This is a genomic window from Pandoraea iniqua, assembly GCF_902459685.1.
Lineage (GTDB): Bacteria > Pseudomonadota > Gammaproteobacteria > Burkholderiales > Burkholderiaceae > Pandoraea > Pandoraea iniqua.
In genome coordinates this window covers 168605-195087 of the sequence record NZ_CABPSF010000005.1, presented here as the reverse complement: position 1 = coordinate 195087, position 26483 = coordinate 168605, and the positions used below count along the sequence as shown (strand labels likewise).

Genomic DNA, 26483 nt, shown 5'->3' with positions numbered 1-26483 from the left:
TGATACGCAAACAAACGTAAATGATACGGCGTCGGCACGCCAATGCGCGCCGACGCCGCAATTTGAACTCAAACGTGGACGAGCGTTCCCTCGTCTTCGCCGAGGATGACGTGCTTGAGCGCGCCCGGCTTCACGATCGAGAAAACGCGCACCGGCATCTTCTGATCGCGGCACAACGCGAAAGCGGTGGCATCCATGACCTGCAAGTTCTTCGAGATGGCTTCATCGAAGCTAATGGTCGAATACTTGACGGCGTCCGGGTCCTTCTTCGGATCGGCCGAGTACACGCCGTCGACCTTCGTGGCCTTGAGCACGACTTCGGCACCGACTTCCGAACCGCGCAGCGCTGCGGCCGTGTCGGTCGTGAAGAACGGGTTGCCCGTGCCGGCGGCGAAGATCACAACTTTACCTTCTTCCAACTGACGGATCGCGCGGGGGCGGATGTACGGCTCCACCACCTGATCCATACGCAGCGCGGATTGCACACGCGCTTCGATACCGGCGTGACGCATGGCGTCCTGCAACGCCAGGGCGTTCATCATGGTGGCCAGCATGCCCATGTAGTCGGCCGTTGCACGGTCCATACCGGCGGCACCGCCTGCCACACCACGGAAGATGTTACCGCCGCCGATCACGACAGCCAGTTGCACGCCCAGGCGAACGACTTCGGCAATATCGGCCACCATCCGTTCGATCGTCGAACGGTTGATGCCGAATGCATCGTCACCCATGAGGGCTTCACCAGAGAGCTTGAGAAGTACGCGTTTATAAGGAGTAGACATGGCGGTCCCTAAGAAGTCTGGTCTGGCACTGTGGGTATTCTGGATGAAACAACGGGGACGGCACCGCCGCCCCCGGATACTACGGTACTGCGCGAATTACGACTGCTTGGCGGCGGCCACTTGTGCGGCCACTTCTGCTGCGAAGTCGTCTTGCTTCTTCTCGATGCCTTCGCCGACCACGAACATGGTGAAGCCCTTCACCGTCGTGTTGTTGGCCTTGAGCATTTGCTCGACGCTCGACTTGTCGTCCTTCACGTAAGCCTGGTTCAGCAGCGAAACTTCCTTCAGGAACTTCTGCACGCTGCCTTCCACCATCTTCGCGACGATTTCAGCCGGCTTGCCCGATTCGGCAGCCTTCTGCGAAGCGACGCTGCGCTCCTTCTCGATCAGGTCGGCCGACACTTGGTCTGCCGACACCGACACCGGCTTCATGGCGGCGATGTGCATTGCCACGTTCTTGCCCACTTCAGCGTCGGCGCCGTCGAACTCGACGACCACGCCGATACGCGTGCCGTGCAGGTACGAAGCCAGCTTGCCAGCCGTTTCATAACGCTGGAAGCGACGGATCGTCATGTTTTCGCCGATCTTACCGATCAGGTCGGCACGGATCTGCTCAACGGTCTTGCCGTCGAGCGGCAGTGCCGACAGAGCGGCCACGTCAGCCGGGTTGTTGTCAGCGACGAGCTTGGCCACGTCGTTGGCAAACTTCAGGAAGTCGTCGTTCTTCGAAACGAAGTCGGTTTCGCAGTTGATTTCGACCACGGCACCCTTGCCGCCGTCGATGTAGGCTGCGATCACGCCTTCAGCCGTGATACGGCTGGCGGCCTTGCTGGCCTTGCTGCCCAGCTTGACACGCAGGATTTCTTCGGCACGGACCATGTCGCCATCGGCTTCGGTCAGTGCCTTCTTGCATTCCATCATCGGCGCATCGGTCTTGGCGCGCAGTTCGCCCACCATCGCTGCAGTAATTGCCGGCATATCGTTACTCCTGTCTATCGAATCAGTCGGGCGGATGGCACCCAGGCGGCCGCACTGCCCTGCCCAGGCGCCCCGCGCACCCGACGCGGGGAAATCGGACTAAAAAAAAGGGGCGCCACAAGCAGCCCCTTTTGTTACGCAGCGGTGGCCGCTTACGCCTCTTCGTTCACTTCGACGAAGTCGTCGCCTTCGCCGCGCACGGCTTCGACCACTTCCTTGACGGCGTTTGCACGGCCTTCGAGGATCGCGTCAGCAACGCCTTGCACGTACAGTTCGACAGCCTTGCTCGAATCGTCGTTACCCGGGATGACGTAGTCCACACCTTCCGGCGAGTGGTTCGTGTCAACCACGGCGATCACCGGAATGCCCAGCTTGTTGGCTTCGGTGATGGCAATCTTGTGGTAACCGACGTCGACCACGAAGATGGCGTCGGGCATACCGCCCATTTCCTTCACGCCGCCGATCGACTTTTGCAGCTTGGCCATTTCGCGATCGAACAGCAGCGCTTCCTTCTTGCTCATGCGCTCTTGTTCGCCGGCTTCCAGAGCCTGCTCCATGTCCTTCAGCTTCTTGATCGACGACTTCAGGGTCTTGAAGTTCGTCAGCATGCCACCCAGCCAACGGTTGTTGACGAACGGCTGGCCAGCGCGGCCTGCGGCTTCTGCCACGATTTCACGCGCTTGACGCTTGGTGCCCACGAAGAGGATCGTGCCGCGGTTTGCAGCCAGTTGGCGCACGTACTTCAGCGCGTCCTGGTACATCGGCAACGTCTTTTCGAGGTTGATGATGTGGATCTTGTTGCGATGGCCGAAGATGTAAGGGGCCATCTTGGGGTTCCAGAAACGGGTTTGGTGACCAAAGTGGACGCCCGCTTCCAGCATCTGACGCATAGTGACAGACATGTGATTCTCCGTGAGGGTTGGGTCTTAGACCGGCTGCCGTACCCGTTTCGTCAGACTGCCATACAGCTTTGCATGACCCGCCTGCGAAGTTCGGGCACCCTGGGTGCGCCGGCCCGCGATTTCAAAGTTTTCCAAGCCGATAACGAATTGAGTCACCCGGCATTCCGTCGGATGCGATGCGAATCAACCGATTTGCACCACTGCGGGGCAGAAACCACCCCAAAAACCCGACAGAACCCATTGAATCCCAAGGGAAAACCCTTGGGCTTATTGACAACTCGTCCTCGACTTAGCCCGAGATTATAGCATCGCACCCCGCTGGCACTCAAGCGACGCGTGAACTTACCGTGACATCCCGTAAATCCCCGGTTTGCGCGGCTCTCCAGCGAATTCGGAAAGTGCTTGGCGCCGCGCCCCCGAAGCACCGGATCGATCACGGAAAATCGGCCGGAAATCCACGCCGCACGGGGCGAGCCCCGGTAAAAGCGGGGGCGAAAACCATAGGTTGGTGCGATAATGCGCCATTGTTAAAGCGATTCGTTCGATTCCCCAATGGCCATCACCATCAAGAATGCCCACGATGTCGAAATGATGCGCGTCGCCTGCCGTCTGGCAAGCGAAGTGCTCGACTTCATTACGCCGCACGTCCGTGCCGGCGTGACTACCGGTGAACTGGACCGCCTGTGCCATGAGTACATGCTCAAGGAGCAAGGCACCGTCCCCGCGCCGCTGAATTATCAGCCGCCGGGCTACCCGCCCTACCCCAAAGCCACCTGCATCTCGGTCAACGACGTGATCTGTCACGGCATTCCAGGTGACAAGGCGCTCAAGAACGGCGACGCGCTCAACATCGACATCACCGTCATCAAAGACGGCTATTTTGGCGATACGAGCCGCATGTTCATCGTCGGCGACGGCACCATTCTCGCCAAGCGGCTGGCGCAGGTGACCTACGAGTGCATGTGGCTCGGCATCAATCAGGTGCGCCCGGGTGCCCGCCTCGGCGATATCGGCCATGCCATTCAGACGCATGCGGAAGCGCAGGGCTACAGCGTGGTTCGCGAATACTGCGGCCACGGTATCGGTCAGGTGTTTCATGAAGACCCGCAGATCCTGCACTATGGCCGTCCGGGCACCGGGCTGGAATTGCAGGCCGGCATGATCTTCACGATCGAGCCGATGATCAACGCCGGCAAGCGCGAAATTCGCACGATGCCCGATCAGTGGACGGTCAAGACGCGCGATCGCAGCCTGTCCGCGCAATGGGAACATACGCTGCTGGTCACGGAAACCGGCCACGAAGTGCTCACGCATTCGGCCCTGACGCCGCCCCCGCCGCCGGGTTCGGCGTATCTGGCGTCGTACGCCGCAGCCGCTTGAGCTTGATGTCTTGTTGAAGTCTTAATGTCCGGCCGCCCTCCCCCAGGCGGCCGCCCAGCCTGACCCAGTTTCACCACGCCCAGGAAGCCGCCATGCACGCGCGCGCGCACGCCCCTTCTCCGCTACGTCAGGCCGTCAAGGAACGTAAGGCCGAACTCGTCGAACGCTTTGCCACCCACGGCAAGATCGACGTGCTGTTGCACGGCCTTTGCCAAGCGGTCGATCAGGCCATGCGCGAAGCATGGGCCAGTTGCGCCATGCCCGACGATCTGGCGCTCGTCGCCGTGGGCGGCTACGGGCGCGGCGAGCTGTACCCGTATTCCGACGTCGACATTCTGGTGCTGCATCGCCACACCGAGGGCGAGGCGCTGACCTCCCACGTCGAGCCGTTCATCAGCTTTCTGTGGGATATCGGGCTGGAAATCGGCTCGTCGGTGCGCACGGTGGACGAATGCATCACGGAAGCGCATGCCGACGTGACCGTGCAGACTAGCCTGCTCGAAGCGCGCCTGCTCACTGGCAATCAGGCACTTTTCGACGAGTTCGAACAGCGTTTTTCGGCCGATCTCGACCCGCGAGCGTTTTTCCGCAGCAAGCAGTTGGAGATTCGCCAGCGTCACGCGAAGTATCAGGACACGCCGTACAGTCTCGAGCCGAACTGCAAGGAAAGCCCGGGCGGCTTGCGCGACCTGCAAGTGATTTTGTGGATGACCAAGGCGGCTGGCCTCGGCAATAGCTGGTCGGAGCTGTTCGCCCGCGACCTGCTGACCGATCGCGAACTCAAGGAGTTGCGCCGCAACGAGCAGTTTCTCAAGGGGCTGCGCGCACGGTTGCACCTGATCGCCCGCCGCCGTCAGGACGTACTCGTCTTCGACATGCAGACGCCGCTGGCGCAAAGTCTCGGCTTCGAGGCCACCAGCACCAAGCGGGCGAGCGAACAGCTGATGCGCCGTTATTACTGGGCAGCCAAGGCGGTTTCGCAGTTGAATACCGTGCTGCTGCTCAATGTCGAGGCGCGCCTCTTCCCGCAGAGCAGCGGCATCACCCGCGTGATCAACGAGCGTTTCGTCGAGAAGCAAGGAATGATCGAAATCGTCGACGATGAGCTGTATCAGCGCCATCCGAACGCGATTCTCGAGACGTTTCTGCTCTACGAGCAGGTCATCGGGGTGAAAGGTTTATCAGCGCGTACGCTGCGGGCGCTTTACAATGCGCGCGATCTGATGAATGCGCAGTGGCGTGCCGATCCGGAAAACCGCCACACGTTTCTGGCGATTCTCCAGCAACCGCAAGGCATCACGCATGCGTTGCGCCTGATGAATCAGACGAGCGTGCTAGGCCGCTATCTGATCAACTTCCGCCGCGTGGTCGGTCAGATGCAGCACGACCTGTATCACGTGTACACCGTCGACCAGCACATCCTGATGGTCGTGCGCAATATCCGCCGCTTTGCGGTGGCGGAACATGCCCACGAATATCCGTTCTGTAGCCAGTTGATCGCCAACTTCGACCGGCCGTGGGCGCTGACGATTGCCGCGCTCTTTCACGATATTGCGAAGGGCCGTGGCGGCGATCACTCCACGCTGGGCATGGTCGATGCGCGACGTTTTTGCACGCGTCACGGCATCGATAAGGAAGACACCGAGTTGATCGTCTGGCTCGTGGGTGAGCATCTGACAATGAGCACGGTGGCGCAGAAGCAGGACACGACCGACCCGGAGGTCATTCGCCGCTTTGCGGAGAAGGTGGGCAACGAACGGCGCCTGACGGCACTGTATCTGCTCACCGTGGCCGATATTCGCGGCACCAGCCCGAAAGTCTGGAACGCGTGGAAGGGAAAACTGCTCGAAGACTTGTACCGTCTGACGTTGCAGGTGCTGGGCGGCGCGAACCCCGACCCGCATGCGCAGTTGAAGACCCGCAAGGAGGAAGCGCTCGGCCTGCTGCGGCTTTATACGGTGCCCGAGCGCGCCCAGGAGGCGCTCTGGAATACGCTGGACGTGGCTTATTTCCTGCGCAACGACCCGGCGGACGTGGCTTGGCAGACGCGGCACCTGTGGCGCCATGTCGATAGCAACACGCCGATCGTGAAGGCACGGCCGTCGCCGATTGGCGAAGGCTTGCAGGTGATGGTCTTCGTGCGCGATCAGGTCGATCTGTTCGCGCGCATTTGCGGCTATTTCGAGCGCAAGGGCTTGTCGATTCTCGACGCCAAGGTGCACACCACGAGTCACGGTTTCGCGCTCGACAGCTTTTTGCTGACCGACCCGGGACTCGACACGAGCTATCGCGACATCATCAGTCTGGTGGAGAGCGAACTGGTGGCATTGCTCACCCGTGTCGAGCCGCTCGCCGAGCCGAGCAAAGGCCGGTTGCCGCGCCGTTCGCGCAGCTTCCCGGTCACCCCGCGCGTCGATCTGCGACCGGACGATCGCGGTCAGTATTACCTGCTGTCGGTGTCGGCCAACGACCGCACCGGTCTGCTTTACGCGGTTGCCCGCGTGCTTGCGCGTCATGGCGTGAGCGTGCGCACCGCCCGCATCAATACCCTCGGCGAGCGTGTCGAAGACACGTTCCTGCTCGATGGCAGCCGTTTGCAGGACAGTCGTCTGCAAATCGCCGTCGAGACCGAATTACTAGAAGCACTGGAACCATGAGCGATACCCCGCGCGCCAAACTGGGCGCCAAACACCCCCGAACCCTCGACAAGACCCGCGCGCCGGTGCGCTCGTCAGGCGCCCTGCGCCGGCCGACGAAATCTGTCCCGGCGTCGATGCTCGACGGCAGCGGCGTGAAGAAGAAGCCCACCGGACCGCGGCCTTCCCGCCCCCGTCCGGCTGGCGACGATTTCACGCAAGCCACGGGGGGCACACGACGTCCGGCTGGCCCGGCTGGCCCGGCAGGGGCAGGCGCTGGTGCAGCACCGCGCAAGCCTGCGGGCAGCGGCAAGCCGTTCGAGAAGCGGCCTTACGGCGAGCGTCCGCCGGCACGCGGCCAGCGCGAGCGCGTCGCGGGGGCCCGTCCGGCACGTGCCGATGACGACCGCCCGCCGCGTCGTTTCGACGAAGACCGTCCGCGCCGCGCGCCTGAAGGTGGCGCTCGTGGCGAACAAGGCCGTCCGTTCCACCGTGGTGCCGACGACCGCGCACCGCGTCGCTTTGACGACAACCGTCCGCGCCGCGCCCCTGAAGGTGGTGCACGTGGCGATCAGGCTCGCCCGTTCAACCGGGGCGCTGATGATCGCGCACCGCGCCGCTTTGACGAAGACCGTCCGCGTCGCGCTCCCGAAGGTGGTGCACGTGGCGATCAGGCCCGTCCGTTCAACCGTGGTGCCGATGACCGCGCACCGCGTCGCTTCGACGACAACCGTCCGCGTCGTGCCCCGGAAGGTGGTGCACGTGGCGATCAGGCGCGCCCGTTCAACCGTGGTGCCGATGATCGCGCACCGCGTCGCTTTGACGACAACCGTCCGCGTCGTGCACCGGAAGGTGGTGCACGTGGCGAGCAAGCCCGTCCATTCAACCGTGGTGCCGATGACCGCGCACCGCGTCGCTTCGATGAAGACCGTCCGCGCCGCGCACCCGAAGGTGGCGCACGTGGCGATCAGGCCCGTCCGTACAACCGTGTCGCCGATGACCGCGCACCGCGTCGCAGCCCGGAGGGCGCACCGCCGCGTGGCCGGTTTGGCAACGACGAGCGCGGCGCACGTCCGGCCCGCACCACGCGTCCGACGCGTGTCGAACGCGATGACGACGACGATATCAAGGTGCACAACGACGCGGCGGGTTCGCTGCGTCTGTCCAAGCGCATGTCGGAACTCGGCCTGTGCTCGCGCCGCGAAGCCGATGAATGGATCGCCAAAGGCTGGGTCCGTGTCGACGGCAAGGTCGTGACCGAGCTCGGCACGCGGATTCTGCCCACGCAGGACATTACCGTCGTGCAGGCTGCCCGCAAGGAGCAGGCCAATCGCATGACGATCATCATCCACAAGCCGGTGGGCTACGTGTCGGGTCAGGCGGAAGACGGCTACGAGCCGGCGATCGTGCTGGTCACGCGTGAAAACCACTGGGCGGAAGACGATGCCGGTGTGCGCTTCTCGCCGACGCATCTGCGCAGTCTGGCCCCCGCCGGGCGCCTCGACATCGACTCGACCGGCGTGCTGGTGCTCACGCAAGACGGCCGCATCGCCAAGCAACTGATCGGCGAAGACTCGGACGTCGAGAAGGAATACCTCGTGCGCGTGTCGTACGACGGCCAAGAGCAGAACGTACAGGCACTGTTCCCCGAAAGCCGTCTGGCGTTGCTGCGCCACGGGCTCGAACTCGACGACCAGCCGCTCAAGCCGGCCCAAGTCGAATGGCAGAACCCGGAGCAACTGCGTTTCGTGCTGAAGGAAGGCAAGAAGCGTCAGATTCGCCGCATGTGCGAACTCGTCGGGCTGCATGTGACGGGCCTCAAGCGCGTGCGCATGGGCCGTGTCACGCTCGGCAATCTGCCCGTGGGTGAATGGCGTTACCTGCGTCCCGGCGAAGAGTTCTGATCTCGCTGCACGCTACGCTGTTCAAGATGCAAAAAAGCCCGCGAAAGCGGGCTTTTTTGCATCTGGCGATACGAATCAAACGTGCATCAGCATATCAGTCGTCGCGCGCCGGATCGAGACCGGGGAACAGGATTTCGGTGAAACCGAACTTGCTGAAATCGGTGATGCGCATCGGATACAGCTTGCCGATCAGGTGATCGCACTCGTGCTGCACCACACGGGCATGAAAGCCTTCGGCGATGCGGTCGATGCTCTTGCCATACTGATCGAAGCCTTCGTAGCGCAGCATCGAATAACGGCTGACCATGCCGCGCAGGCCCGGCACCGACAGGCACCCTTCCCAGCCCTCTTCCATATCCTGCGTGAGTGGCGTGATCACCGGGTTGATCAGCACGGTCTCGGGCACTTCGGGGGCATCGGGATAACGGTCGTTATGCTCGAAGCCGAAGATCACCACCTGCAAGTCCACGCCGATTTGCGGCGCGGCGAGCCCGGCCCCGTCGGCATGCCGCATGGTGTCGAACATGTCGGCCACCAGTTCATGCAACTCGGGCGTGTCGAAATGCTCGACCGACTTGGCGATGCGCAACAGCCGCGGATCGCCCATTTTCAGAATGTCGCGAATCATCGATTGGGTCCTCACATCAAAGCGCGGCCAACATGGTCCGCATAGCGTCCTCATCGAGCACGGGTACGCCCAGTGCCTCCGCCTTCGCCAGCTTGCTGCCGGCTTCCGCGCCGGCAACCAGATAGTCGGTCTTTGCCGATACCGAGCCTGCCACCTTCGCGCCCTTCTCTTCGAGCATCGCCTTCGCCTCGTCGCGCGAGAGCGTGGGCAACGTGCCCGTGAGCACGAACGTCTTGCCGGCCAACGGTAACGGGGCCACCGCCGCCGGTTCGGACTCCGGCCAGGTCACGCCCGCTGCGCGCAATTGTTCGATCACCTCGACATTATGCGGCTCGGCAAAAAAATTGGCGATGGACTGGGCCACAATGGGTCCGACGTCCGGCACCGCCAGCAGTTCCTCGGCGCTCGCCGCCATGACGTTGTCCATCGTGCCGAAATGCCGCGCCAGATCCTTGGCCGTGGCTTCGCCCACGTGGCGAATGCCCAGCGCAAAGATAAAGCGGGCCAGCGTCGTGTGACGCGCCTTTTCAAGCGACGCCACCAGATTGGCAGCCGATTTGTCGGCCATCCGGTCGAGCGCTGCCAGCTTGGCCACGCCGAGCTTGAACAGATCGGCCGGCGTGCGAATGATTTGCTGATCGACCAGTTGCTCGACGAGCTTGTCGCCCAACCCTTCCACGTCGAGTGCACGGCGCTGCGCAAAATGCAGCAACGCCTGCTTGCGCTGGGCGGCGCAAATCAGCCCACCCGTGCAACGTGCGATGACTTCGTCAGGCAGCTTTTCGATAGCCGAGCCGCACACCGGGCATTCGGTCGGCATGACAAACGCGCGGGCGTCGGCCGGACGGCGCTCGAGCACCGAACCCACGACTTCGGGAATCACATCGCCTGCGCGGCGCACGATCACCGTGTCGCCGATCATTACGTCCTTGCGGCGGATTTCGTCTTCGTTGTGCAGCGTGGCGTTGGTCACGGTGGCGCCGCCGACGAACACCGGCGCCAGACGCGCCACCGGGGTGATGGCGCCAGTGCGCCCGACTTGCACTTCGATGTCGAGCAGCGTCGTGAGGGCTTCCTGCGCCGGGAATTTGTGCGCCAGCGCGAAGCGCGGCGCACGCGAAACGAAGCCCAGACGGTCTTGTTCGTCGCGGCGATTGACCTTATACACCACGCCATCGATGTCGTACGGCAGCGAGTCGCGTGTCTCGCCGACCGCCTTGTAGAACGCGAGCAATCCTGCCGCGCCGCGCACCACCTCACGCCGCTCGTTCACCGGGATGCCGAGTCCGTCGTACCAGTCGAGCAGCGCCGAGTGCGTCTCGGGCATCGGCACGCCCACCAGTTCGCCAACGCCATACGCGAAGAACGACAGCGGACGTTTCGCCGTGATCTTCGAGTCGAGCTGTCGGAGGCTGCCAGCTGCCGCGTTGCGCGGATTGACGAACACCTTCTCGCCGGCCGCTTCCTGCGCGCGATTGAGCTTGTCGAAGTCGGCGCGGAACATCAGCACTTCACCGCGGACTTCCAAGACTTCGGGCGGATGATCGGTGTCCAGACTCAACGGAATCTTCTTGACCGTGCGGATGTTGGCCGTGACGTCTTCACCGGTCGTGCCGTCCCCTCGCGTGGCCGCCTGCACGAGCACGCCGTGCTCGTAGCGCAAGGCAATCGCGAGGCCATCGAACTTCAGTTCGGCGGCATATTCCACGGGTTCTGCGGCATCGCCGAAGAGGTCACCGGAAGGTGCAGCATTGGGGTCGCGCAAGCCATCGGAGACCCGACGATCGAAGGCTTCGATATCTTCATCGCTGAAACCGTTGTTCAACGAGAGCATCGGCACACGGTGCACCACCGGCGCGAAGCCTTCTACGGCCTTGCCGCCGACGCGTTGCGTGGGCGAGTCGGCACGCTGTAATTCGGGAAACGCGGTTTCCAGCCCGACGAGCTCGCCGAACAGGCGATCGTATTCGGCGTCGGGCACGATCGGTGCATCGTCTTCGTAATAGGCACGGTTCAGGCGTGCCAGTTCGATGCGCAGCGCAGCGGCGCGCTCGGCGGCCTCGGCAACGTCAGCGACATTCGCAACACTGGCGGCCGCAGGGGCGTTGGCGCCTTGGTCCGGAACGGGTGTTTGGGTCATGCGTGGGAACTCTGGGTTCGCGAAATTCGCGGGGTTCGCAAAATAGGTCAGAACATTATGCCTTCGACGCGCCCGGGTTGCCGCGCCCGAAGGCCTGACAACACAGGAAACCCGCGGCGGAATAAAAACGCCGCTCACCCGACGGTGAACGGCGTGCATCAAAGACAGTGCCGGAACGGTGTTCGCAGGAAGCCCGCAAACCCCGTGCCAGCCTGTCACGACGGGCTGACCCGCCGTGTCTTCTGAATCATTTACTGGCTGAACAAGCGGCGCGTGACCGGTGAGCCCGCCGGCAAACCACGGGCTTCCAGCCGCTCGTAAAGCTTGAGCAACTGTTTGTCGACGTTTTGCAGTGCGGCATCCGAGAGCGGCCGGCGCTGATCGTCCACCACCCGCCCGCCGATACGCTGTCCGATGGAGCGCGCGTAGTCGCACATCAGGCGGAACGGCAGCAGGTCTTCATCGGCCACCGGCACGTCGAGCAGCATTGTGATCAGATCGCCGCCCTTATACGTCAGGTCGTCGCGCAGGAAGTTGGTGTCACCGAATTGCAGCATGAACACCGGGTTCTGGCGCGTGTCGAGCTTCACGAAGCGCATGCCGTCGCGGGACAGCAGCAAGCCGTCTTGCGTGGCGACTGCCTGAACGTAGTTAGCCGACCACGGCGCACCGTCCGAGAGGACGTTCACCGACAGTTGCGCGTCGCACTGAGCGGCAAAGCTGTCCAGTTCACGGCCGCGCGCGACCGTCTCCATCATGTCGGGCAGTTCGGGCAGCGCATCGACCGCGTCGGCGAGCGTCTGCACGAGATTCGAGAACTCGGAGAACTCGACTTCGTTCAACGCCCCCGCGCGGTTGGCCAGTTGCACGGCCATGCGCAGTTGGTGATAACGGCCACCGGTGCGAATCGGCTCCCACGGCGAGTCTTCGTCCGCGCGGCCTTCGATATTGACCGGCTTGCCGCCCGCACGGCGCATGCGCACCGTCAGCGGCATCAGGCGCTCGGCAGCCACCACGTTCGCCAGCGGCAGTTCGACGATGCAATCGATGCGCTCGTCGATCACCGGCGGCGGACCGCTCGGCACGGCTGGGCGCGTCGCAACCGCGACTTCGGCCGGCGCTGCGGCAGAGGCCGGAACGTCGGCGGCGGGCGACGCGGGTGCGGCATGCGTCGCATGAGCCGTCGATGCCACGGCGTCCGGTGCACCAGCCGCAGCGGCAACCGAAGCCGCCGAGGAGGCATCTACGGTGTCGTCGGCTGCCAGTTCGGCATCCACGCGCGCCACCATGCTTGCCGTAGCCGCCTGTTGCGCGTCTTCGGCTTGTGCCGCGTCAGCAGCGGCCGTTTCGCCCGTTTCGGCGGAGGCTTGCGTCGAGCCCTCGGCTGCGGCCGGGGCAGCAGCCCCGCCAAAGCTCGGCTCTACCGGCGTGCTGGCCTGCTGGGCCGCCGCTTCCTGCGCGGCGCGCTTACGCGCGGCAGGCGGGGCATCCCAAGCGTCTTCATTGATGGCGAATGCGTCCTGCACCGACGTGCTGGCCGCCGTTGCCGGGCCTAGCGTGGGTTCGCGACGCTCGCCCGACTGCGGCACGCGCGGCGGCGAGAGCGTCGGTTCGATGAACGGACGCTCGTCGTCGGGATCGGGAATGCCGGCGGTGGCATCGATCCCTGCGCCGTCGACCGGCATGCGACGTGGAATGCGCTGGCGGGCCTTGCTGCCCTGCCATGCGTTATAAGCCACAACCCCCAGTAGTACCACTACCCCTGCGGCAATCAAGCTCAGCTGCAGTTCATTCATGCGCGGCGTTCCTCTCTCTTCTCCATCGTGGGCATGGGGTCAGGCAATTTCGGCCAGATTGATCGCGGACTCCATGTCCACCGCCACAATCCGCGACACCCCTTGTTCCTGCATGGTGACGCCGATGAGCTGATTGGCCATTTCCATCGCGATCTTGTTGTGTGAAATAAAGACGAACTGCGTGCGGTCCGACATGCGCGCAACCATCTTGGCGTAACGCTCGGTGTTGGCGTCGTCCAGCGGCGCGTCCACCTCATCGAGCAAACAGAAAGGTGCCGGGTTGAGTTGGAACATGCCGAACACGAGCGCGATGGCCGTGAGCGCCTTCTCTCCACCAGACAGCAAGTGAATCGTAGAGTTCTTCTTACCGGGCGGTTGCGCCATCACCTGCACGCCGGCGTCGAGAATTTCGTCGCCGGTCATGATGAGTTTGGCCTGACCGCCACCGAACAGCATCGGGAACAGCTCGCCGAAATGCTTGTTCACTTCGTCGAACGTGCCTTGCAGCAGCACGCGCGTTTCTTCGTCGATCTTGCGGATCGCGCCTTCGAGCGTTTCGATGGCGTCGTTCAGGTCGGCCGACTGCGCATCGAGGAAGACCTTGCGCTCGCGCGCCGTCTCCAGTTCTTCCAGCGCGGCCATGTTGACCGGGCCCAGCGAGTTGATCGCGTTGTTGATGCGCGTGACTTCGCCTTGCAGGTACGACGCCTTCATGTCCGGCGTGAGCTTGGCCGAGAGCGCCTCTTCGTCGACCTCGGCATTCGTGAGCTGCTCCACGAACTGCTCGCGGTTCAGGCGCGCGGCCTGCTCCTTCAACTGCAATTCGGTGATGCGATCGCGCAGCGGCTGCAAGCCACGTTCGGCGGCCAGCCGCTCTTCGTCGCTCTGGCGCAGCTTGTGCGTGAGCGCGTCGAGTTCGATACGGGCGGCGCCCAGAATCTCTTCCTTCTCGGCGCGCAGTTCCAGCGCGTCCTGAAGGCCGTTCTCGGCGGTCTGCTCGGTGATCTGCGCCAGTTCGGCCTGCGCTTGTTCGATCGAAACGACCAGACGGTCGGCCTGTTCAAGCGAGGTCTGAATGTTGCGGCGATGCTCGTCGATCTTGCTGACGATGCCCTTCTGACCGAACGCGGCTTCCTGTGCCAGACGCTCCAGCTCGCGAGCGCGATTGCGGGCGTCGGAGAGCTTGCTGTCGAGCGATTCGAATTCGAGTTGACCGTCTTCGAAGGTCGCCTGCAATTCGGCCAGACGTCCGTCGTTCTGTTCGAAATTGGCTTCCGACTCGGCGCGCAGTGCTCGTTGCTCTTCAATCTGCGCGGCAATTTCACGCAGCTCTTCATCGATCTGCGTGCTGCGCGCGTTGAAGCGCTCGTAGGCTTGCGTGAGCTTGAGTACGTCGAGTTGCAAAGCGTGCACACGCTGCGTCGCGCGCTCGGCACGGCCGCGCACATCCGTCAGCGCCTGCGCCGCCTGACTGTAGGCGGCTTCCGTACGCACCGCTGCCGACTTGGCTTCGTCGGAGAGCAGCACCTGCGCACGCAGTTGCTTGCCGAGATTCTCGATTTCCTGCTGACGGGCGAGCAAACCCGCCTGCTCCGAGTCGGCCGCGTAGAGCTGAACGCCCACGCGAGTGACCTGATGGCCGGCCTTGACGACGAACGATGCGCCTTCGGGCAACTGCGCCCGCAGGGTCATCGCCTGTGCGAGATCGTCCGCCACGAAGGTCTGGCCGAGCCATTCCTGCAACACCGCACGCAGGCCCGGATCGTCGATACGGAGCAGCGAAAGCAGCGGGCGCAGCGACGCCGGAGCGTCCAGCGGACGCGCAGCCGGCGGCGGCGAATAGAACGCCAGCTTGGCCGGCGGGGCATCGCTTGCAAACGCCTTGACCCAGTCGAGATTGCTGATCTCAAGCGCGGCCAGCCGCTCGCGCAGCACCGATTCGAGCGCGCTTTCCCAGCCCGGCTCGATGTGCAATTTCTTCCACAGACGCGGCAGTTGCGCCAGCTCGTGCTTGTCGAGCCACGGCTGCACCTTGCCTTCGGTCTGCACGCTTTCTTGCAGTTGCTTGAGTGCGGCGAGGCGCGCTTCCAACTGAGCGATGGTCGCGGCCTCGGACTGCACACGCGCCTGCGCTTCGCTGCGCTCGGCTTCGAGACGCGGCAGGCGCTCCTGCGCTTCGGCCAGTTCGGCCTGCGCGTCTTCGAGCATCGCCTGATGTTCGGCCAGATCGCCGCGCTGCATCTCGAGCTCGGCTTCGTCGGGCTTGTCGAGCCCGCGTGCTTCACCCTGCAAACGCTCCTGACGCTGCTGCAACTGCTGCAAAGCCTGATCGGCGTTGCGCTGATGGGCCGCTTCCAGCTTCAGGCTCTGTTCGACCTGCGCGATTTCGCTGCGCTGCTCGTTGAGCAGGCTCTGCGCATCGCGCCAACCGGTTTCGAGCGCCGGGAGCGCATCGTTCTGATCCGCCGCCTGATCCTGCGCCGTCGCGGCGCGCTCTTCGGCAATGATGAGTTCTTCTTCAGCCAGCGCGAGCGCTTCTTCCGACTGCGACGAACGGGCCTGCCACTGTTCGCGCTGCGAGGTCAGTGCCGCCAGTTGCGCCTGCACGCGGTTGCGCGACTCGACGACATAGCGAATCTCGGCCTCGAGCCGGCTCACCTCCGAGTTGGCTTCGTACATCGCGCCTTGCGCGGCTTGTACGGCATCGGTGGCGGTGTAGTGCGCGGCGCGCAGCGTTTCGAGATCGGATTCCGACCCGCGCAGGCGGGCCATCTGCGCTTCGAGATCGACCTGCGCCGATTCGATGGCGCGCTGCTGGCGCTCTTGCTCGCCCTGCGCTTCGTTCTTGCGCAGAAGCCACAGCAGTTGCTGCTTCTCTTCGCCGTCGCGATGCAAGTCTTTGAAACGATTGGCAACGACCGCCTGCGATTCGAGCTTTTCGAGATTCGCACCGAGTTCGCGCAGGATGTCTTCCACGCGCGTCAGATTCTCGCGGGTGTCCTGCAAGCGGTTTTCGGTCTCGCGGCGGCGTTCCTTGTACTTCGACACCCCGGCGGCTTCTTCGAGGAACACGCGCAGCTCTTCGGGCTTGGCCTCGATGATGCGCGAGATCATCCCCTGCCCGATGATGGCGTAGGCGCGCGGCCCGAGGCCGGTACCGAGGAAGATGTCCTGAATGTCGCGGCGGCGTGCCGGCAGGTTGTTGATGTAGTAGCTGGAGGTGCCATCGCGCGTGAGCACGCGCTTGACGGCGATTTCCGCGTACTGGCTCCACTGCCCCGCGGCGCGCCCGGCGCTGTTGTCGAACACGAGTTCGACGCTGGCGCGGCTCGCCTGTTTGCGGGCGGTCGATCCGTTGAAGATCACGTCCTGCATCGATTCGCCGCGCAGCTCGGAAGCGCGCGATTCGCCGAGCACCCAGCGCACGGCATCGATGATGTTGGATTTGCCGCACCCGTTCGGGCCGACAATCCCGACCAACTGGCCGGGAACCGCGAAGTTCGTCGGGTCGACGAAGGATTTGAAGCCAGCGAGTTTGAGGGAAGTCAGACGCACGGCAGGTTCGCTTTATCGGTCATTGAATGATGGGAAAGACGCAGACGCGCTTAGCTGGTCCTGTCGGGCCTCGCGTACGCTGGCGTGCGCGGGCCGCTCATACTAATGTGACATCGGCAACAACACCGGTCACACCGGTATTACATGGGTACGCATCATACCATCGCATCCCCCGCCGTCGTGGATTTACAACGCTTGGTTTCGGGCAAAATTCCGGACAGGATACCGGCCGCCACGATGCACAATCCACCGGCGATTTCGCGGGTGCCGAGCCCTTCGCTGGCCAGCCACCACGACGAGATCGCGGCGACCACGATTTCGAACAGCATGATGAGCGCTGCCTGATTGGCCGGCACCCGTGCCAGCCCGAACTGCACGATCACGTTCGAAAAGGCGATGGTGCAACCCAAGGCAACCGCCACCACCGCCGTTGCCGGGCTCGACGTCAGCGCAGAGAGCGCAGCCCCGCCCGATTGCAGCCCGCCGTCGAACGGCAGCACCAGCAGGCCACCGACCAGACAGCCCAGATACAGGGTCCAACTGCGCATTTCCGGCTTGACGTCGGGCAATTCGAGGCTCACCCGGCGCAGCAGCACATTATTCAGGGCAAAAGCGGCCCCGGCGATCATCCCGGCCCACTCGCCGGGGTTATTCGGCACCGGCCAGCCCAATGCCGGCGACCAGAGCATGAGCCCCGCCCCGCCGAGCGCCAGCGCGATCAATCCCGCCCCGCGCAGCCCGACGCGCTCGCCAAGCAGCCAGTTCGCGAACAGTGCCGTCCATACGGGGGTCAGATAGAAAAGCAGCAGCACGCGCATGACATGGCCGTGCGTGGTGCCCCAGACGAAGGCGACATTGGTAATGCCGCCCGCGAAGGCCACGCCCGCCAGCAGCCACGACCAGCGCAGCGTGCCCAGCGAGCGTCGATAGACCAGCGAGAGCAGCATCAAGGCGATGGTCGCCGTGCAGGCTTGTGCCGGCACGGCGGCGACGCCCCACTGGGCGAGAACACGGTAAGGGAACCAGGCGAGACCCCACACGGAGGATCCGATGAGAATGGCCAAGGCGGGGGCCGCCCGGGCACGCAGCGTGGCGCCGGACAGGGAGTCCGGGCCTGGCGCGCCGTTGCCGGCTACGGTCATACTTGCTCCTGAAAAACCTGAGATACTCCGCAGACTTGCCCCACTGGCGCCTCGGAGTGTGCTGAATTACGCAGCGGTTCGCGCTTTGTGCGCGCCGTGACGGTATAATTTTCGCTTTACCGATCTTGCCATTCTTGGGCGCGTCCGGGAACCCCTTCGTGTGATGTGGCTTATACACGGCGCGCTACCCAACACCGGGCGCCCCATGTCAACATCCGGTATCCCGGCACGAATCCTGCACCGGAAGCGCCGTATCCTCGCGATAACGCCATAGCGCCTCGCGAGCCCTAGCCCTGAGTCTGTTTGAATTCTCGTGAACCCATTACTCGACAAGCTCCAGCCCTATCCCTTTGAACGCCTGAAAGCGCTCGTGGCCGATGTCACGCCCGCTGCCGCGTACAAGGCCATCAGCTTCGGTATCGGGGAGCCCAAGCACCCCACGCCGCAGTTCATCAAGGAAGCCCTGATCGAAGGGCTGGGCGGTCTCTCGAACTACCCGGCGACGGCCGGCGGCGAGCCGCTGCGTGCCTCCATCGCCGCTTGGCTGGAGCGCCGCTACGCGCTGCCCAACGTGAACCCGGCCACCGAAGTGCTGCCGGTCACCGGCTCGCGCGAAGCGCTGTTCTCGTTCGCGCAGGCCGTGGTCGACGGGAGCAAGCCCGGCGCGCGCGTGCTGTGCCCGAACCCGTTCTATCAAATCTATGAGGGTGCGACGCTGCTCGCCGGCGCCACGCCCTATTACGCCGACAGCGACCCGGCCCGCAACTTCGCCCCCGACTACGACGCCGTGCCGGCGGACGTGTGGCGCGACGTGCAACTGGTGTACCTGTGCTCGCCGGGCAACCCCACCGGCGCGGTGCTCAATCTGGCCGACTGGAAGCGTCTGTTCGAACTCTCGGACGAGTACGGTTTCGTGATCGCCTCCGACGAGTGCTATTCCGAGATCTATTTCGACGAAGAACGCGCGCCGTTGGGCGGTCTGGCGGCAGCCCATCAACTGGGTCGCGGTTTCGAGCGTCTGGTGGTGTTCTCGAGCCTGTCGAAGCGCTCGAACGTGCCGGGCATGCGCTCGGGGTTCGTGGCGGGCGATGCGGCCATTCTCAAGAAATTCCTGCTGTACCGCACCTACCACGGCTGCGCCATGAGCCCGGCCGTGCAGGCCGCGAGCATTGCCGCGTGGAACGACGAAGCGCACGTGCGCCTGAACCGCAGCAAGTACCTGAAGAAATTCCAGACCGTCACGCCGATGCTCGCCGAAGTGCTCGACGTGCGCCTGCCCGACGCCGGCTTCTATCTGTGGGCCAAGGTCGACGAAAAGACCGGCCTGTCGGACACGGAATTCACGCGCCAGTTGCTGGCGCAATACAATGTCGCCGTACTGCCCGGGTCGTATCTGGGCCGCGCGGCGCACGGCACCAACCCGGCTGAGAACTACGTGCGCATCGCCCTCGTGGCCGATGTGGACGAATGCACCGAAGGCGCGCAACGCATCGTGCAGTTCTGCCAGTCGCTGAACCAATCCCGTTAATCTCTTTTAGCTTCACATTCTCGCCATGTCGCAACAACTGCAAACCATCATCGACCAAGCTTGGGAAAACCGTGCCGAGATCTCGGCCAAGTCGGCACCCGCCGACGTGCGTGAGGCGGTTGCTCACGTCATCGCCGAGCTTGATAAGGGCGCCCTGCGCGTGGCCCAGAAGCAAGACGGCCAGTGGATCGTGAACCAGTGGATCAAGAAGGCCGTGCTGCTGTCGTTCCGTCTGGAAGACAACGCCGTGATGCCGGCGGGCGGTTTCAGCCAGTTCTACGACAAGGTGCCGAGCAAGTTCGCCAACTACACGGCGGAAGACTTCGCCCGTGGCGGCTTCCGCGTGGTGCCGCCGGCGGTCGCCCGCCGTGGTTCGTTCATCGGCAAGAACGTGGTGCTGATGCCGTCGTACACCAACATCGGCGCGTACGTCGATGAAGGCACGATGGTCGACACGTGGGCCACCGTCGGTTCGTGCGCCCAGATCGGCAAGAACGTCCACCTCTCGGGCGGCGTCGGCATTGGCGGCGTGCTCGAGCCGCTGCAAGCCAACCCGGTCATCATCGAAGACAACTGCTTCATCGGCGCGCGCTCGGAAGTGGTCGAAGGCGTGATCGTGGAAGAGAACTCGGTGATTTCGATGGGCGTGTATCTGGGTCAGTCGACCAAGATCTATGACCGCGAAACCGGCGAAGTGCATTACGGCCGCGTGCCGGCCGGCTCGGTCGTCGTGCCGGGCAACCTGCCGTCGAAGGATGGCAAGTACAGCCTGTACTGCGCCGTGATCGTGAAGAAGGTCGACGCGCAAACGCGCGCCAAGACCGCGATCAACGATCTGCTGCGCGGCGAGTAATCCCCCCCGTCGCCGCTAAGGCGACATCGAACTCAGGAGTTTCAGGCGATGACGGCAGTGCTGTACGGCATTCCCAACTGCGATACCGTGAAGAAGGCGCGCACGTGGCTCGACGAGCATAGCGTGGCGTACGACTTTCACGACTTCAAAAAGGCGGGCGTGTCCGACGCACTGCTGGACACCTGGCTCGCTCAGGTGCCGCTCACCACGTTGCTCAACCGCAAGGGCACAACGTGGCGCAAGCTCACGCCGGAGCAACAGGCCGCGGCCGCCGAAGTACCGGCGGCCCGCGTGCTGATGATCGAAAACCCGTCGCTCATCAAGCGTCCCGTGCTGGTGGCCGACGGCAAGGTTTCAGTGGGCTTCACGCCCGACAGTTACGCTTCACGATTCTGATTTCATGACATCCTCCCAAGGCGCCACGCTGGCGCTTACCGAGCAACTGATCGCCCGTCACTCGGTGACGCCCGAAGACCGCGACTGTCAGAGCATTCTGTCGCGCCGCCTTGAAGCGATCGGCTTCGCGTGCGAGACCATCGCATCGAACGGTGTGACGAACCTGTGGGCCGTCAAGCGCGGCACGCGCGGCACCGACGGCAAGCTGCTCGTGTTCGCCGGCCATACCGACGTGGTGCCGACCGGCCCGGTCGAGCAATGGCATTCGGACCCGTTTGCGCCGACGCATCGCGACGGCATGCTCTATGGGCGCGGTGCGGCCGACATGAAGACGTCGCTCGCAGCGTTCGTCGTGGCCTCGGAAGAGTTTGTCGCCCGGCACCCGGATCACGCCAACGCCATCGGCTTTTTGCTGACGAGCGACGAGGAAGGCCCGGCGACCGACGGCACCGTCAAGGTTGTTGAAGCCTTGCAAGCCCGTGGCGAGCGCATGGACTACTGCGTGGTCGGCGAGCCGACGTCCAGCCAAAAGCTCGGCGACATGGTCAAGAACGGCCGTCGAGGCTCGATGTCCGGCAAGCTCATCGTCAAGGGTGTGCAGGGGCACATTGCCTATCCGCATCTCGCCAAGAACCCGACGCATCTGTTTGCGCCGGCGCTGGCCGAGTTGACCGAGACGGTGTGGGACAACGGCAACGAGTATTTCCCGCCCACGACGTGGCAGATTTCGAACATCCACGCAGGCACCGGCGCCACCAACGTGATCCCGGGCGAACTGATGGTGATGTTCAACTTCCGTTTTTCGACGGCGAGCACGTCCGACGGGCTGCAAAAGCGCGTGCACGAGTTGCTCGATCGTCATGGCCTCACGTACACCATCGACTGGTCGATCAGCGGCCAGCCGTTCCTTACGCCGCGCGGTGATCTGTCTGACGCGCTGGCGGGCGCAATTCACGAGGAAACGGGGCTCGACACCGAACTCTCGACCACGGGCGGCACGTCCGATGGCCGGTTCATTGCGCGCATGTGCCCGCAGGTGATCGAGTTCGGGCCGTGCAACGCCAGCATTCACAAGATCGATGAACACATTGCCGTGGCCGATATCGAGCCGCTCAAGAATATCTATCGTGGTGTGCTGACCCGTCTGATTGCCTGAATTCGCCATGAGCCCCCAACAAGCTTCACACCCCGCATCGCATCCGTTCAAGACGCTGCGCGACTTGCTGCGTTACGCCGTCTCACGCTTTACCGAGGCCGAACTGGCCTTCGGTCACGGCACCGCCACGGCTTACGACGAAGCCGCGTATCTGCTGCTGCACACGTTGCACCTGCCGATCGACACGCTCGATCCCTTCCTCGACGCGCGTCTGCTGCCCGAGGAAATCGAGCGCGTGCTGTCGGTCATCAACCGTCGCGCCGGTGAGCGCGTGCCGGCGTCGTACATCACGAACGAAGCGTGGATGCATGGTCACCGCTTCTATGTCGATGAGCGCGTGATCGTTCCGCGCTCGTTCGTCGGCGAACTGCTCGAAGATGCGCTGCAACCGTGGGTCGATCATGCCGAGTTGGTGAACGACGTGCTCGAACTGTGCACCGGCTCCGGCTGCCTCGCGATTCTGGCCGCCGAGACGTTCCCGGTAGCGCAGATCGACGCCGTCGATATTTCGCCCGACGCCCTCGACGTGGCGAAGATCAACGTGGCCGATTACGCGCTCGAGGATCGCGTTTCGCTGCATCTGGGCGATCTCTACGCGCCGCTGCCCAAGGGCAAGCGTTATGACGTCATCCTCACCAATCCGCCCTACGTCAACGAAGGGACGATGCAGGTGCTGCCCGCCGAATATCTTCACGAGCCGCGTCTCGCGCTGGCCGGTGGCGACGACGGCATGGATGTCGTTCGCCGCATCATCGCGGGTGCACGCGAGCATCTGACCGACAACGGCGTGCTGGTGGTGGAAATCGGCAACGAACGGAATTTCGTGGAAGCCGCCTTCCCCGACCTGCCGATGACTTGGCTCGCGACGAGCGCAGGCGACGACATGGTGTTCCTCGTGCAGGCCGCCGACCTGCCCTGATCGCACGCACGCGGCGCATTCCGCCAACGCCGCTTACTCCCTAAGTTCACGCGTCCCGGGTACACTCGGGGTCCCGGGTCCGCGCGACTCTTGGCATGGAGGAAGGCAGTCGGTCATGACGCTCAACTGGCTCGATGTCGGCTTTGCCGTCGCCTGTCTTCATGTGCTCGGCGTGGTGGCAGCCATACATGCCGTGCTGACGGTGCGTACCTCGCAAGGTGCGGTGGCATGGGCGGTCTCGCTCGTGACGATGCCGTACCTCACGCTCATCCCCTATCTGTTTCTCGGCCGCTCCAAGTTCGTCGGCTATGTCGAGGCACGCCGTGCGCGTAACGAAGTCCTGCAATCGCGCATGGGCGAGACCGAGCGTAGCGACGAGCCGCCGGTCGCCGTCGAAGCCCATCCGGAATACAGCGCACTGACGTCGATCACCGGCATGTCGTTCGTCGCCGGCAACCGTGTGCGCTTGCTGGTGAACGGCCGCGCCACGTTCGACGCAATCTTCGCCGCCATCGACCGCGCGCGCGATTACGTGATCGTGCAGTTCTTCATCGTGAAAGACGACGCACTCGGCCGTGCCCTTGCCGCGCGCTTGCTCGCGCGCGCCGCGACCGGCGTGAAGGTGTATTTCCTGTACGACCGCATCGGCAGCCACGACCTGCCCCGCAGCTACTGCGAAAAGCTGCGCAAGGGTGGCGTCGAAGTGCACGAGTTCGCCGCGGCTAAACGCGGCATCGTCGTCAACCGCTTCCAGCTCAACTTCCGCAATCACCGCAAGATCGTCGTGATCGACGGCAACGAGGCGTTTATCGGCGGCCATAACGTCGGCGTGGAATACCTCGGCGAGAAGCCGCCACTGGCGCCGTGGCGCGATACGCATATTTCGGTGCGCGGGCCGGCGGTGGTGGGCATTCAACGGGCGTTTGCCGAAGACTGGCACTGGAGCACCGGCAACGTGCCGGTGCTCAACCGGCATCCGGTGGCGTCGGGCGAGGACATGCACTGTCAGGTGGTGCCGAGCGGACCGGCCGACCGGCTGGAAACGTCGTCGCTGTTCTTCGTGACACTGATTAACGCCGCGCAGCACCGCGTGTGGCTGACCACGCCCTACTTCGTGCCCGACGAGGCGGTGTTTTCAGCGCTGCGTCTGGCGGTGCTGCGAGGCGTGGATGTGCGCATTCTGGTCCCGGACCGGGCGGATCACCGGGTGGTGTTCGAGGCGACGACATCGTACGCATTCGAAGCGGTCCGCAGCGGCATTAAGGTGTACCGCTATCACCACGGGTTCCTGCACCAGAAGGTGGTGCTGATCGACGACAGCGCTGCCGCCGTGGGTAGCGCCAACCTCGACAACCGCTCATTCCGCCTGAACTTCGAACTCATGCTGCTGACGGTGGATCGCGGCTTTGCCGACGATGTCGCCTACATGCTCACGCACGACTTCGATCAGGCGACACTGCTCGACAAGGACGAATTCCGGCAGATTCCGCGCTGGCGGCAAATCGTCATGCGTGTGGCACGGTTGTTTGCGCCGATTCTCTGAGTCAGAGTAGTCAGCGTAGTCAGCGCAACGCGCTGGCGGGCCATCCGGGCGCGTAACCCGTCAACAAATCCGGCAACAAATGCCGCATGCCCTCCACACCCGGTAAAATAGCGACTTTGTCGCACCTGATGCGGCGTCGTGCACCACGTCCGCCACGCCCGTCACGCTTTCGACGCTTACCCGATTTCGCCTCCCCTTTCGCTGTGATCCGATTCGAACACCTCTCCCTCGCGCGCGGCACCAAGCAGCTTTTTGAAGACATTTCCGTCACGCTCAATCCGGGCGAGCGCGTCGGCCTCGTCGGGGCCAACGGTGCAGGTAAGTCGACCTTGTTCGCCCTGCTGCGCGGCCAGTTGCATGCCGACGGCGGCGACGTCTTCATTCCCGGCGCATGGCGCATTGCCCATGTGATGCAGGAAACGCCCGCCGTCGACCGCACCGCGCTCGATTACGTGCTCGACGGCGACACGCGCCTGCGCGACATCGAAGCCCGTATTGCACAAGCCGAAGCCGCCCACGACGGCCACGCCCAAGGCGAAGCCCACACGGCCTTTGCCGACGCCGACGGCTACACCGCTCCGGCACGCGGCGAGGCGCTGCTGCTGGGTCTGGGCTTCACGCTCGCGCAGACGGCCATGCCCGTCGCGAGCTTCTCCGGCGGCTGGCGCATGCGCCTGAATCTCGCACAGGCGCTGATGTGCCCGTCAGAACTGCTGCTGCTCGACGAACCGACGAACCACTTGGACCTCGACGCCATCGTCTGGCTCGAAGACTGGCTCAAACGTTACCCCGGCACGCTCGTCGTCATCTCGCACGATCGCGAATTCCTCGACGAAGTCTGTAACGTCACGCTGCACATCGAGAATCAGCAGATCAAGCGCTACGGCGGCAACTACAGCCAGTTCGAAATCACGCGCGGGCAGCAACTGTCCCTGCAACAGAACGCCTTCGACAAGCAGCAGAAAACGATTGCTCACCTCGAATCGTTCATCACGCGATTCAAGGCTAAGGCGACGAAAGCCCGTCAGGCCCAAAGCCGGATGAAGGCGCTCGAGAAGATGGAGCGCATCGCGCCCGCACACGTGGCGTCGCCGTTCACGTTCGAATTCCGTTCGGCCGACAGCGCGCCGAACCCGATGCTGGTGCTCGAAGGCGTTCGCTGCGGCTATCACTTGGAAGACGGCAGCGAGAAGGTAATCCTGCCGCACGTGACGATGTCGGTGCAGAACGAACAGCGCATCGGCTTGCTCGGCGCAAACGGTCAGGGCAAGTCGACGCTGATCAAGACGCTGGCGGGCACGCTCGACGCCCTCTCCGGCAATGTGAAGACCGGCAAGGGGTTGCAGATCGGTTACTTCGCGCAGCATCAGGTCGAAACGCTGCGTCACGACGATTCGCCGATTCAGCATTTGCAACGCCTTGCGCCCGACACCCGCGAACAGGAACTGCGCGACTTTCTCGGTGGCTTCAACTTCCGGGGAGAGATGGCAACGTCGTCCATCGCACCGTTCTCCGGTGGCGAGAAGGCGCGCCTCGCGCTCGCCCTCATCATCTGGCAAAAGCCGAACCTGCTGCTGCTCGACGAACCGACGAACCACTTGGATCTCGAAACGCGTCATGCCCTCACGATGGCGCTGGCACAGTTCGACGGCACGCTGATTCTCGTCTCGCACGACCGGCATCTGTTGCGCGCGACGACCGATCAGTTTCTGCTCGTGGCTGGTGGCGAGGTCAAGCCGTTCGATGGCGATCTGGACGACTACCGCGACTGGCTGCTGCAACACGCCGCCGATCAACGGGCCGCCGCGCGCGACAGCGCCGACACCGATGACAACGGCGTGAACCGCAAGGACCAGAAGCGCGCCGAAGCGCAAGAGCGTCAGCGCCTGTCGCAACTGCGCAAGCCGTTGCAGCGCAAGATCGAAAAGCTCGAACAGTCGATGGCCAAGCTCTCCGACGAGAAGGCTCGGCTCGACGCCATTCTCGCCGATAGCAGTACGTACGAAGACGGGAAGAAAGCGCTGCTGACCGACAGCCTCAAGCAGCAAGCCGAAGTCACGGCGAAGCTCTCGGATATCGAAGCCGAATGGCTCGAAGCGCAGGAAGCGATGGAACAGATCGTCTGAGTATTCGCCGTAACGAACAGGCAAAAAGACGAAAAGACAAAGGCCCGGTCAGCGAACACTGACCGGGCCTTTTTTATGCTTGGCATCGATGTCTGCACGACGGGAAAACTCACACCATC

At 63.6% G+C, this 26483-nt stretch carries 18 protein-coding genes; 10 read left to right on the top strand and 8 right to left on the bottom strand.

The annotated features are described in order from the left end of the window. Window positions 1-68 precede the first annotated feature (68 nt). The 3 genes from pyrH to rpsB form a co-directional block, all read right to left on the bottom strand. Window positions 69-782: a UMP kinase gene (pyrH, locus tag PIN31009_RS18520; protein WP_058378979.1), complete on the bottom strand. Its 714-nt coding sequence runs from the start codon at window positions 780-782 to the stop codon at window positions 69-71. A gap of 96 nt (window positions 783-878) precedes the next feature. Beyond that, window positions 879-1760: a translation elongation factor Ts gene (gene tsf, locus PIN31009_RS18515; RefSeq protein WP_150686521.1), complete on the bottom strand. Its 882-nt coding sequence runs from the start codon at window positions 1758-1760 to the stop codon at window positions 879-881. 152 nt (window positions 1761-1912) lie between these two features. Then, window positions 1913-2662, bottom strand: a complete 750-nt coding sequence (gene rpsB / locus PIN31009_RS18510) for a 30S ribosomal protein S2 (protein WP_058378981.1) — start codon at window positions 2660-2662, stop codon at window positions 1913-1915. A gap of 552 nt (window positions 2663-3214) precedes the next feature. Between rpsB and map the strand changes: the two genes are divergently transcribed. The 3 genes from map to PIN31009_RS18495 all read left to right on the top strand — a co-directional run bounded on the left by map (window position 3215) and on the right by PIN31009_RS18495 (window position 8582). After that, a complete protein-coding gene (gene map, locus PIN31009_RS18505; protein ID WP_058378982.1) occupies window positions 3215-4042 on the top strand; it encodes a type I methionyl aminopeptidase in 828 nt (275 codons plus the stop codon). 92 nt (window positions 4043-4134) lie between these two features. Beyond that, on the top strand, window positions 4135-6699 hold the full coding sequence (locus PIN31009_RS18500; protein WP_087689107.1) for a [protein-PII] uridylyltransferase: 2565 nt from the start codon (window positions 4135-4137) through the stop codon (window positions 6697-6699). Next, a complete protein-coding gene (locus PIN31009_RS18495) occupies window positions 6696-8582 on the top strand; it encodes a pseudouridine synthase (protein ID WP_150791228.1) in 1887 nt (628 codons plus the stop codon). The genes PIN31009_RS18500 and PIN31009_RS18495 overlap by 4 nt, the downstream gene beginning before the upstream one ends. A 94-nt stretch (window positions 8583-8676) precedes the next feature. Here PIN31009_RS18495 and def read toward each other — a convergent pair whose 3' ends face one another. The 5 genes from def to PIN31009_RS18470 all read right to left on the bottom strand — a co-directional run bounded on the left by def (window position 8677) and on the right by PIN31009_RS18470 (window position 17843). Continuing rightward, the gene (def, locus tag PIN31009_RS18490; RefSeq protein ID WP_150686518.1) at window positions 8677-9210 is read right to left on the bottom strand and encodes a peptide deformylase; all 534 of its coding nucleotides are present in this window, start codon (window positions 9208-9210) and stop codon (window positions 8677-8679) included. Window positions 9211-9226: 16 nt separating this feature from the next. Then, window positions 9227-11350, bottom strand: coding sequence for an NAD-dependent DNA ligase LigA (gene ligA, locus PIN31009_RS18485; RefSeq protein WP_150791227.1), 2124 nt, complete (start codon window positions 11348-11350; stop codon window positions 9227-9229). Between the two features lie 251 nt (window positions 11351-11601). Further along, on the bottom strand, window positions 11602-13146 hold the full coding sequence (locus tag PIN31009_RS18480) for a cell division protein ZipA C-terminal FtsZ-binding domain-containing protein (protein WP_150686516.1): 1545 nt from the start codon (window positions 13144-13146) through the stop codon (window positions 11602-11604). 39 nt (window positions 13147-13185) lie between these two features. Further along, complete coding sequence (gene smc / locus PIN31009_RS18475) at window positions 13186-16701, bottom strand: chromosome segregation protein SMC (protein ID WP_150791226.1); 3516 nt, start codon at window positions 16699-16701, stop codon at window positions 13186-13188. Window positions 16702-16856: 155 nt separating this feature from the next. Further along, window positions 16857-17843 carry a DMT family transporter gene (locus PIN31009_RS18470; protein ID WP_150791225.1) on the bottom strand — a complete coding sequence of 329 codons (987 nt, stop codon included), beginning with the start codon at window positions 17841-17843 and terminating at the stop codon, window positions 16857-16859. Window positions 17844-18156: 313 nt separating this feature from the next. On the opposite strand from PIN31009_RS18470, the gene dapC reads away from it, so the two are divergent. The 7 genes from dapC (at window position 18157) to PIN31009_RS18435 (ending at window position 26364) form a co-directional block, all read left to right on the top strand. Beyond that, window positions 18157-19371 carry a succinyldiaminopimelate transaminase gene (gene dapC, locus PIN31009_RS18465; RefSeq protein ID WP_150686513.1) on the top strand — a complete coding sequence of 405 codons (1215 nt, stop codon included), beginning with the start codon at window positions 18157-18159 and terminating at the stop codon, window positions 19369-19371. Window positions 19372-19396: 25 nt separating this feature from the next. Continuing rightward, a complete protein-coding gene (dapD, locus tag PIN31009_RS18460) occupies window positions 19397-20224 on the top strand; it encodes a 2,3,4,5-tetrahydropyridine-2,6-dicarboxylate N-succinyltransferase (RefSeq protein ID WP_039374306.1) in 828 nt (275 codons plus the stop codon). Window positions 20225-20272: 48 nt separating this feature from the next. Next, the gene (locus PIN31009_RS18455) at window positions 20273-20620 is read left to right on the top strand and encodes an ArsC family reductase (RefSeq protein WP_087688801.1); all 348 of its coding nucleotides are present in this window, start codon (window positions 20273-20275) and stop codon (window positions 20618-20620) included. A 4-nt stretch (window positions 20621-20624) separates the two neighbouring features. Then, window positions 20625-21776, top strand: a complete 1152-nt coding sequence (gene dapE / locus PIN31009_RS18450) for a succinyl-diaminopimelate desuccinylase (protein WP_150791224.1) — start codon at window positions 20625-20627, stop codon at window positions 21774-21776. A 7-nt stretch (window positions 21777-21783) separates the two neighbouring features. Continuing rightward, entirely contained in the window at window positions 21784-22695 is a 912-nt protein-coding gene (gene prmB / locus PIN31009_RS18445) for a 50S ribosomal protein L3 N(5)-glutamine methyltransferase (RefSeq protein ID WP_087721475.1), read from the top strand. Between the two features lie 115 nt (window positions 22696-22810). Further along, entirely contained in the window at window positions 22811-24238 is a 1428-nt protein-coding gene (cls, locus tag PIN31009_RS18440; protein ID WP_150686510.1) for a cardiolipin synthase, read from the top strand. 203 nt (window positions 24239-24441) lie between these two features. After that, a complete protein-coding gene (locus tag PIN31009_RS18435) occupies window positions 24442-26364 on the top strand; it encodes an ATP-binding cassette domain-containing protein (protein ID WP_150791223.1) in 1923 nt (640 codons plus the stop codon). Window positions 26365-26483 lie beyond the last annotated feature (119 nt).

What these genes read in the sequence shown, in the direction of transcription:
- prmB (WP_087721475.1), top strand. Translation starts at nt 21,784, where the DNA reads ATGAGCCCCCAACAAGCTTCACACCCCGCATCGCATCCGTTCAAGACG.
- dapD (WP_039374306.1), top strand. Translation starts at nt 19,397, where the DNA reads ATGTCGCAACAACTGCAAACCATCATCGACCAAGCTTGGGAAAACCGT.
- PIN31009_RS18455 (WP_087688801.1), top strand. Translation starts at nt 20,273, where the DNA reads ATGACGGCAGTGCTGTACGGCATTCCCAACTGCGATACCGTGAAGAAG.
- PIN31009_RS18495 (WP_150791228.1), top strand. Translation starts at nt 6,696, where the DNA reads ATGAGCGATACCCCGCGCGCCAAACTGGGCGCCAAACACCCCCGAACC.
- cls (WP_150686510.1), top strand. Translation starts at nt 22,811, where the DNA reads ATGACGCTCAACTGGCTCGATGTCGGCTTTGCCGTCGCCTGTCTTCAT.
- tsf (WP_150686521.1), bottom strand. Translation starts at nt 1,760, where the DNA reads ATGCCGGCAATTACTGCAGCGATGGTGGGCGAACTGCGCGCCAAGACC.
- def (WP_150686518.1), bottom strand. Translation starts at nt 9,210, where the DNA reads ATGATTCGCGACATTCTGAAAATGGGCGATCCGCGGCTGTTGCGCATC.
- dapE (WP_150791224.1), top strand. Translation starts at nt 20,625, where the DNA reads ATGACATCCTCCCAAGGCGCCACGCTGGCGCTTACCGAGCAACTGATC.
- PIN31009_RS18500 (WP_087689107.1), top strand. Translation starts at nt 4,135, where the DNA reads ATGCACGCGCGCGCGCACGCCCCTTCTCCGCTACGTCAGGCCGTCAAG.
- rpsB (WP_058378981.1), bottom strand. Translation starts at nt 2,662, where the DNA reads ATGTCTGTCACTATGCGTCAGATGCTGGAAGCGGGCGTCCACTTTGGT.
- PIN31009_RS18470 (WP_150791225.1), bottom strand. Translation starts at nt 17,843, where the DNA reads ATGACCGTAGCCGGCAACGGCGCGCCAGGCCCGGACTCCCTGTCCGGC.
- pyrH (WP_058378979.1), bottom strand. Translation starts at nt 782, where the DNA reads ATGTCTACTCCTTATAAACGCGTACTTCTCAAGCTCTCTGGTGAAGCC.
- PIN31009_RS18480 (WP_150686516.1), bottom strand. Translation starts at nt 13,146, where the DNA reads ATGAATGAACTGCAGCTGAGCTTGATTGCCGCAGGGGTAGTGGTACTA.
- ligA (WP_150791227.1), bottom strand. Translation starts at nt 11,350, where the DNA reads ATGACCCAAACACCCGTTCCGGACCAAGGCGCCAACGCCCCTGCGGCC.
- map (WP_058378982.1), top strand. Translation starts at nt 3,215, where the DNA reads ATGGCCATCACCATCAAGAATGCCCACGATGTCGAAATGATGCGCGTC.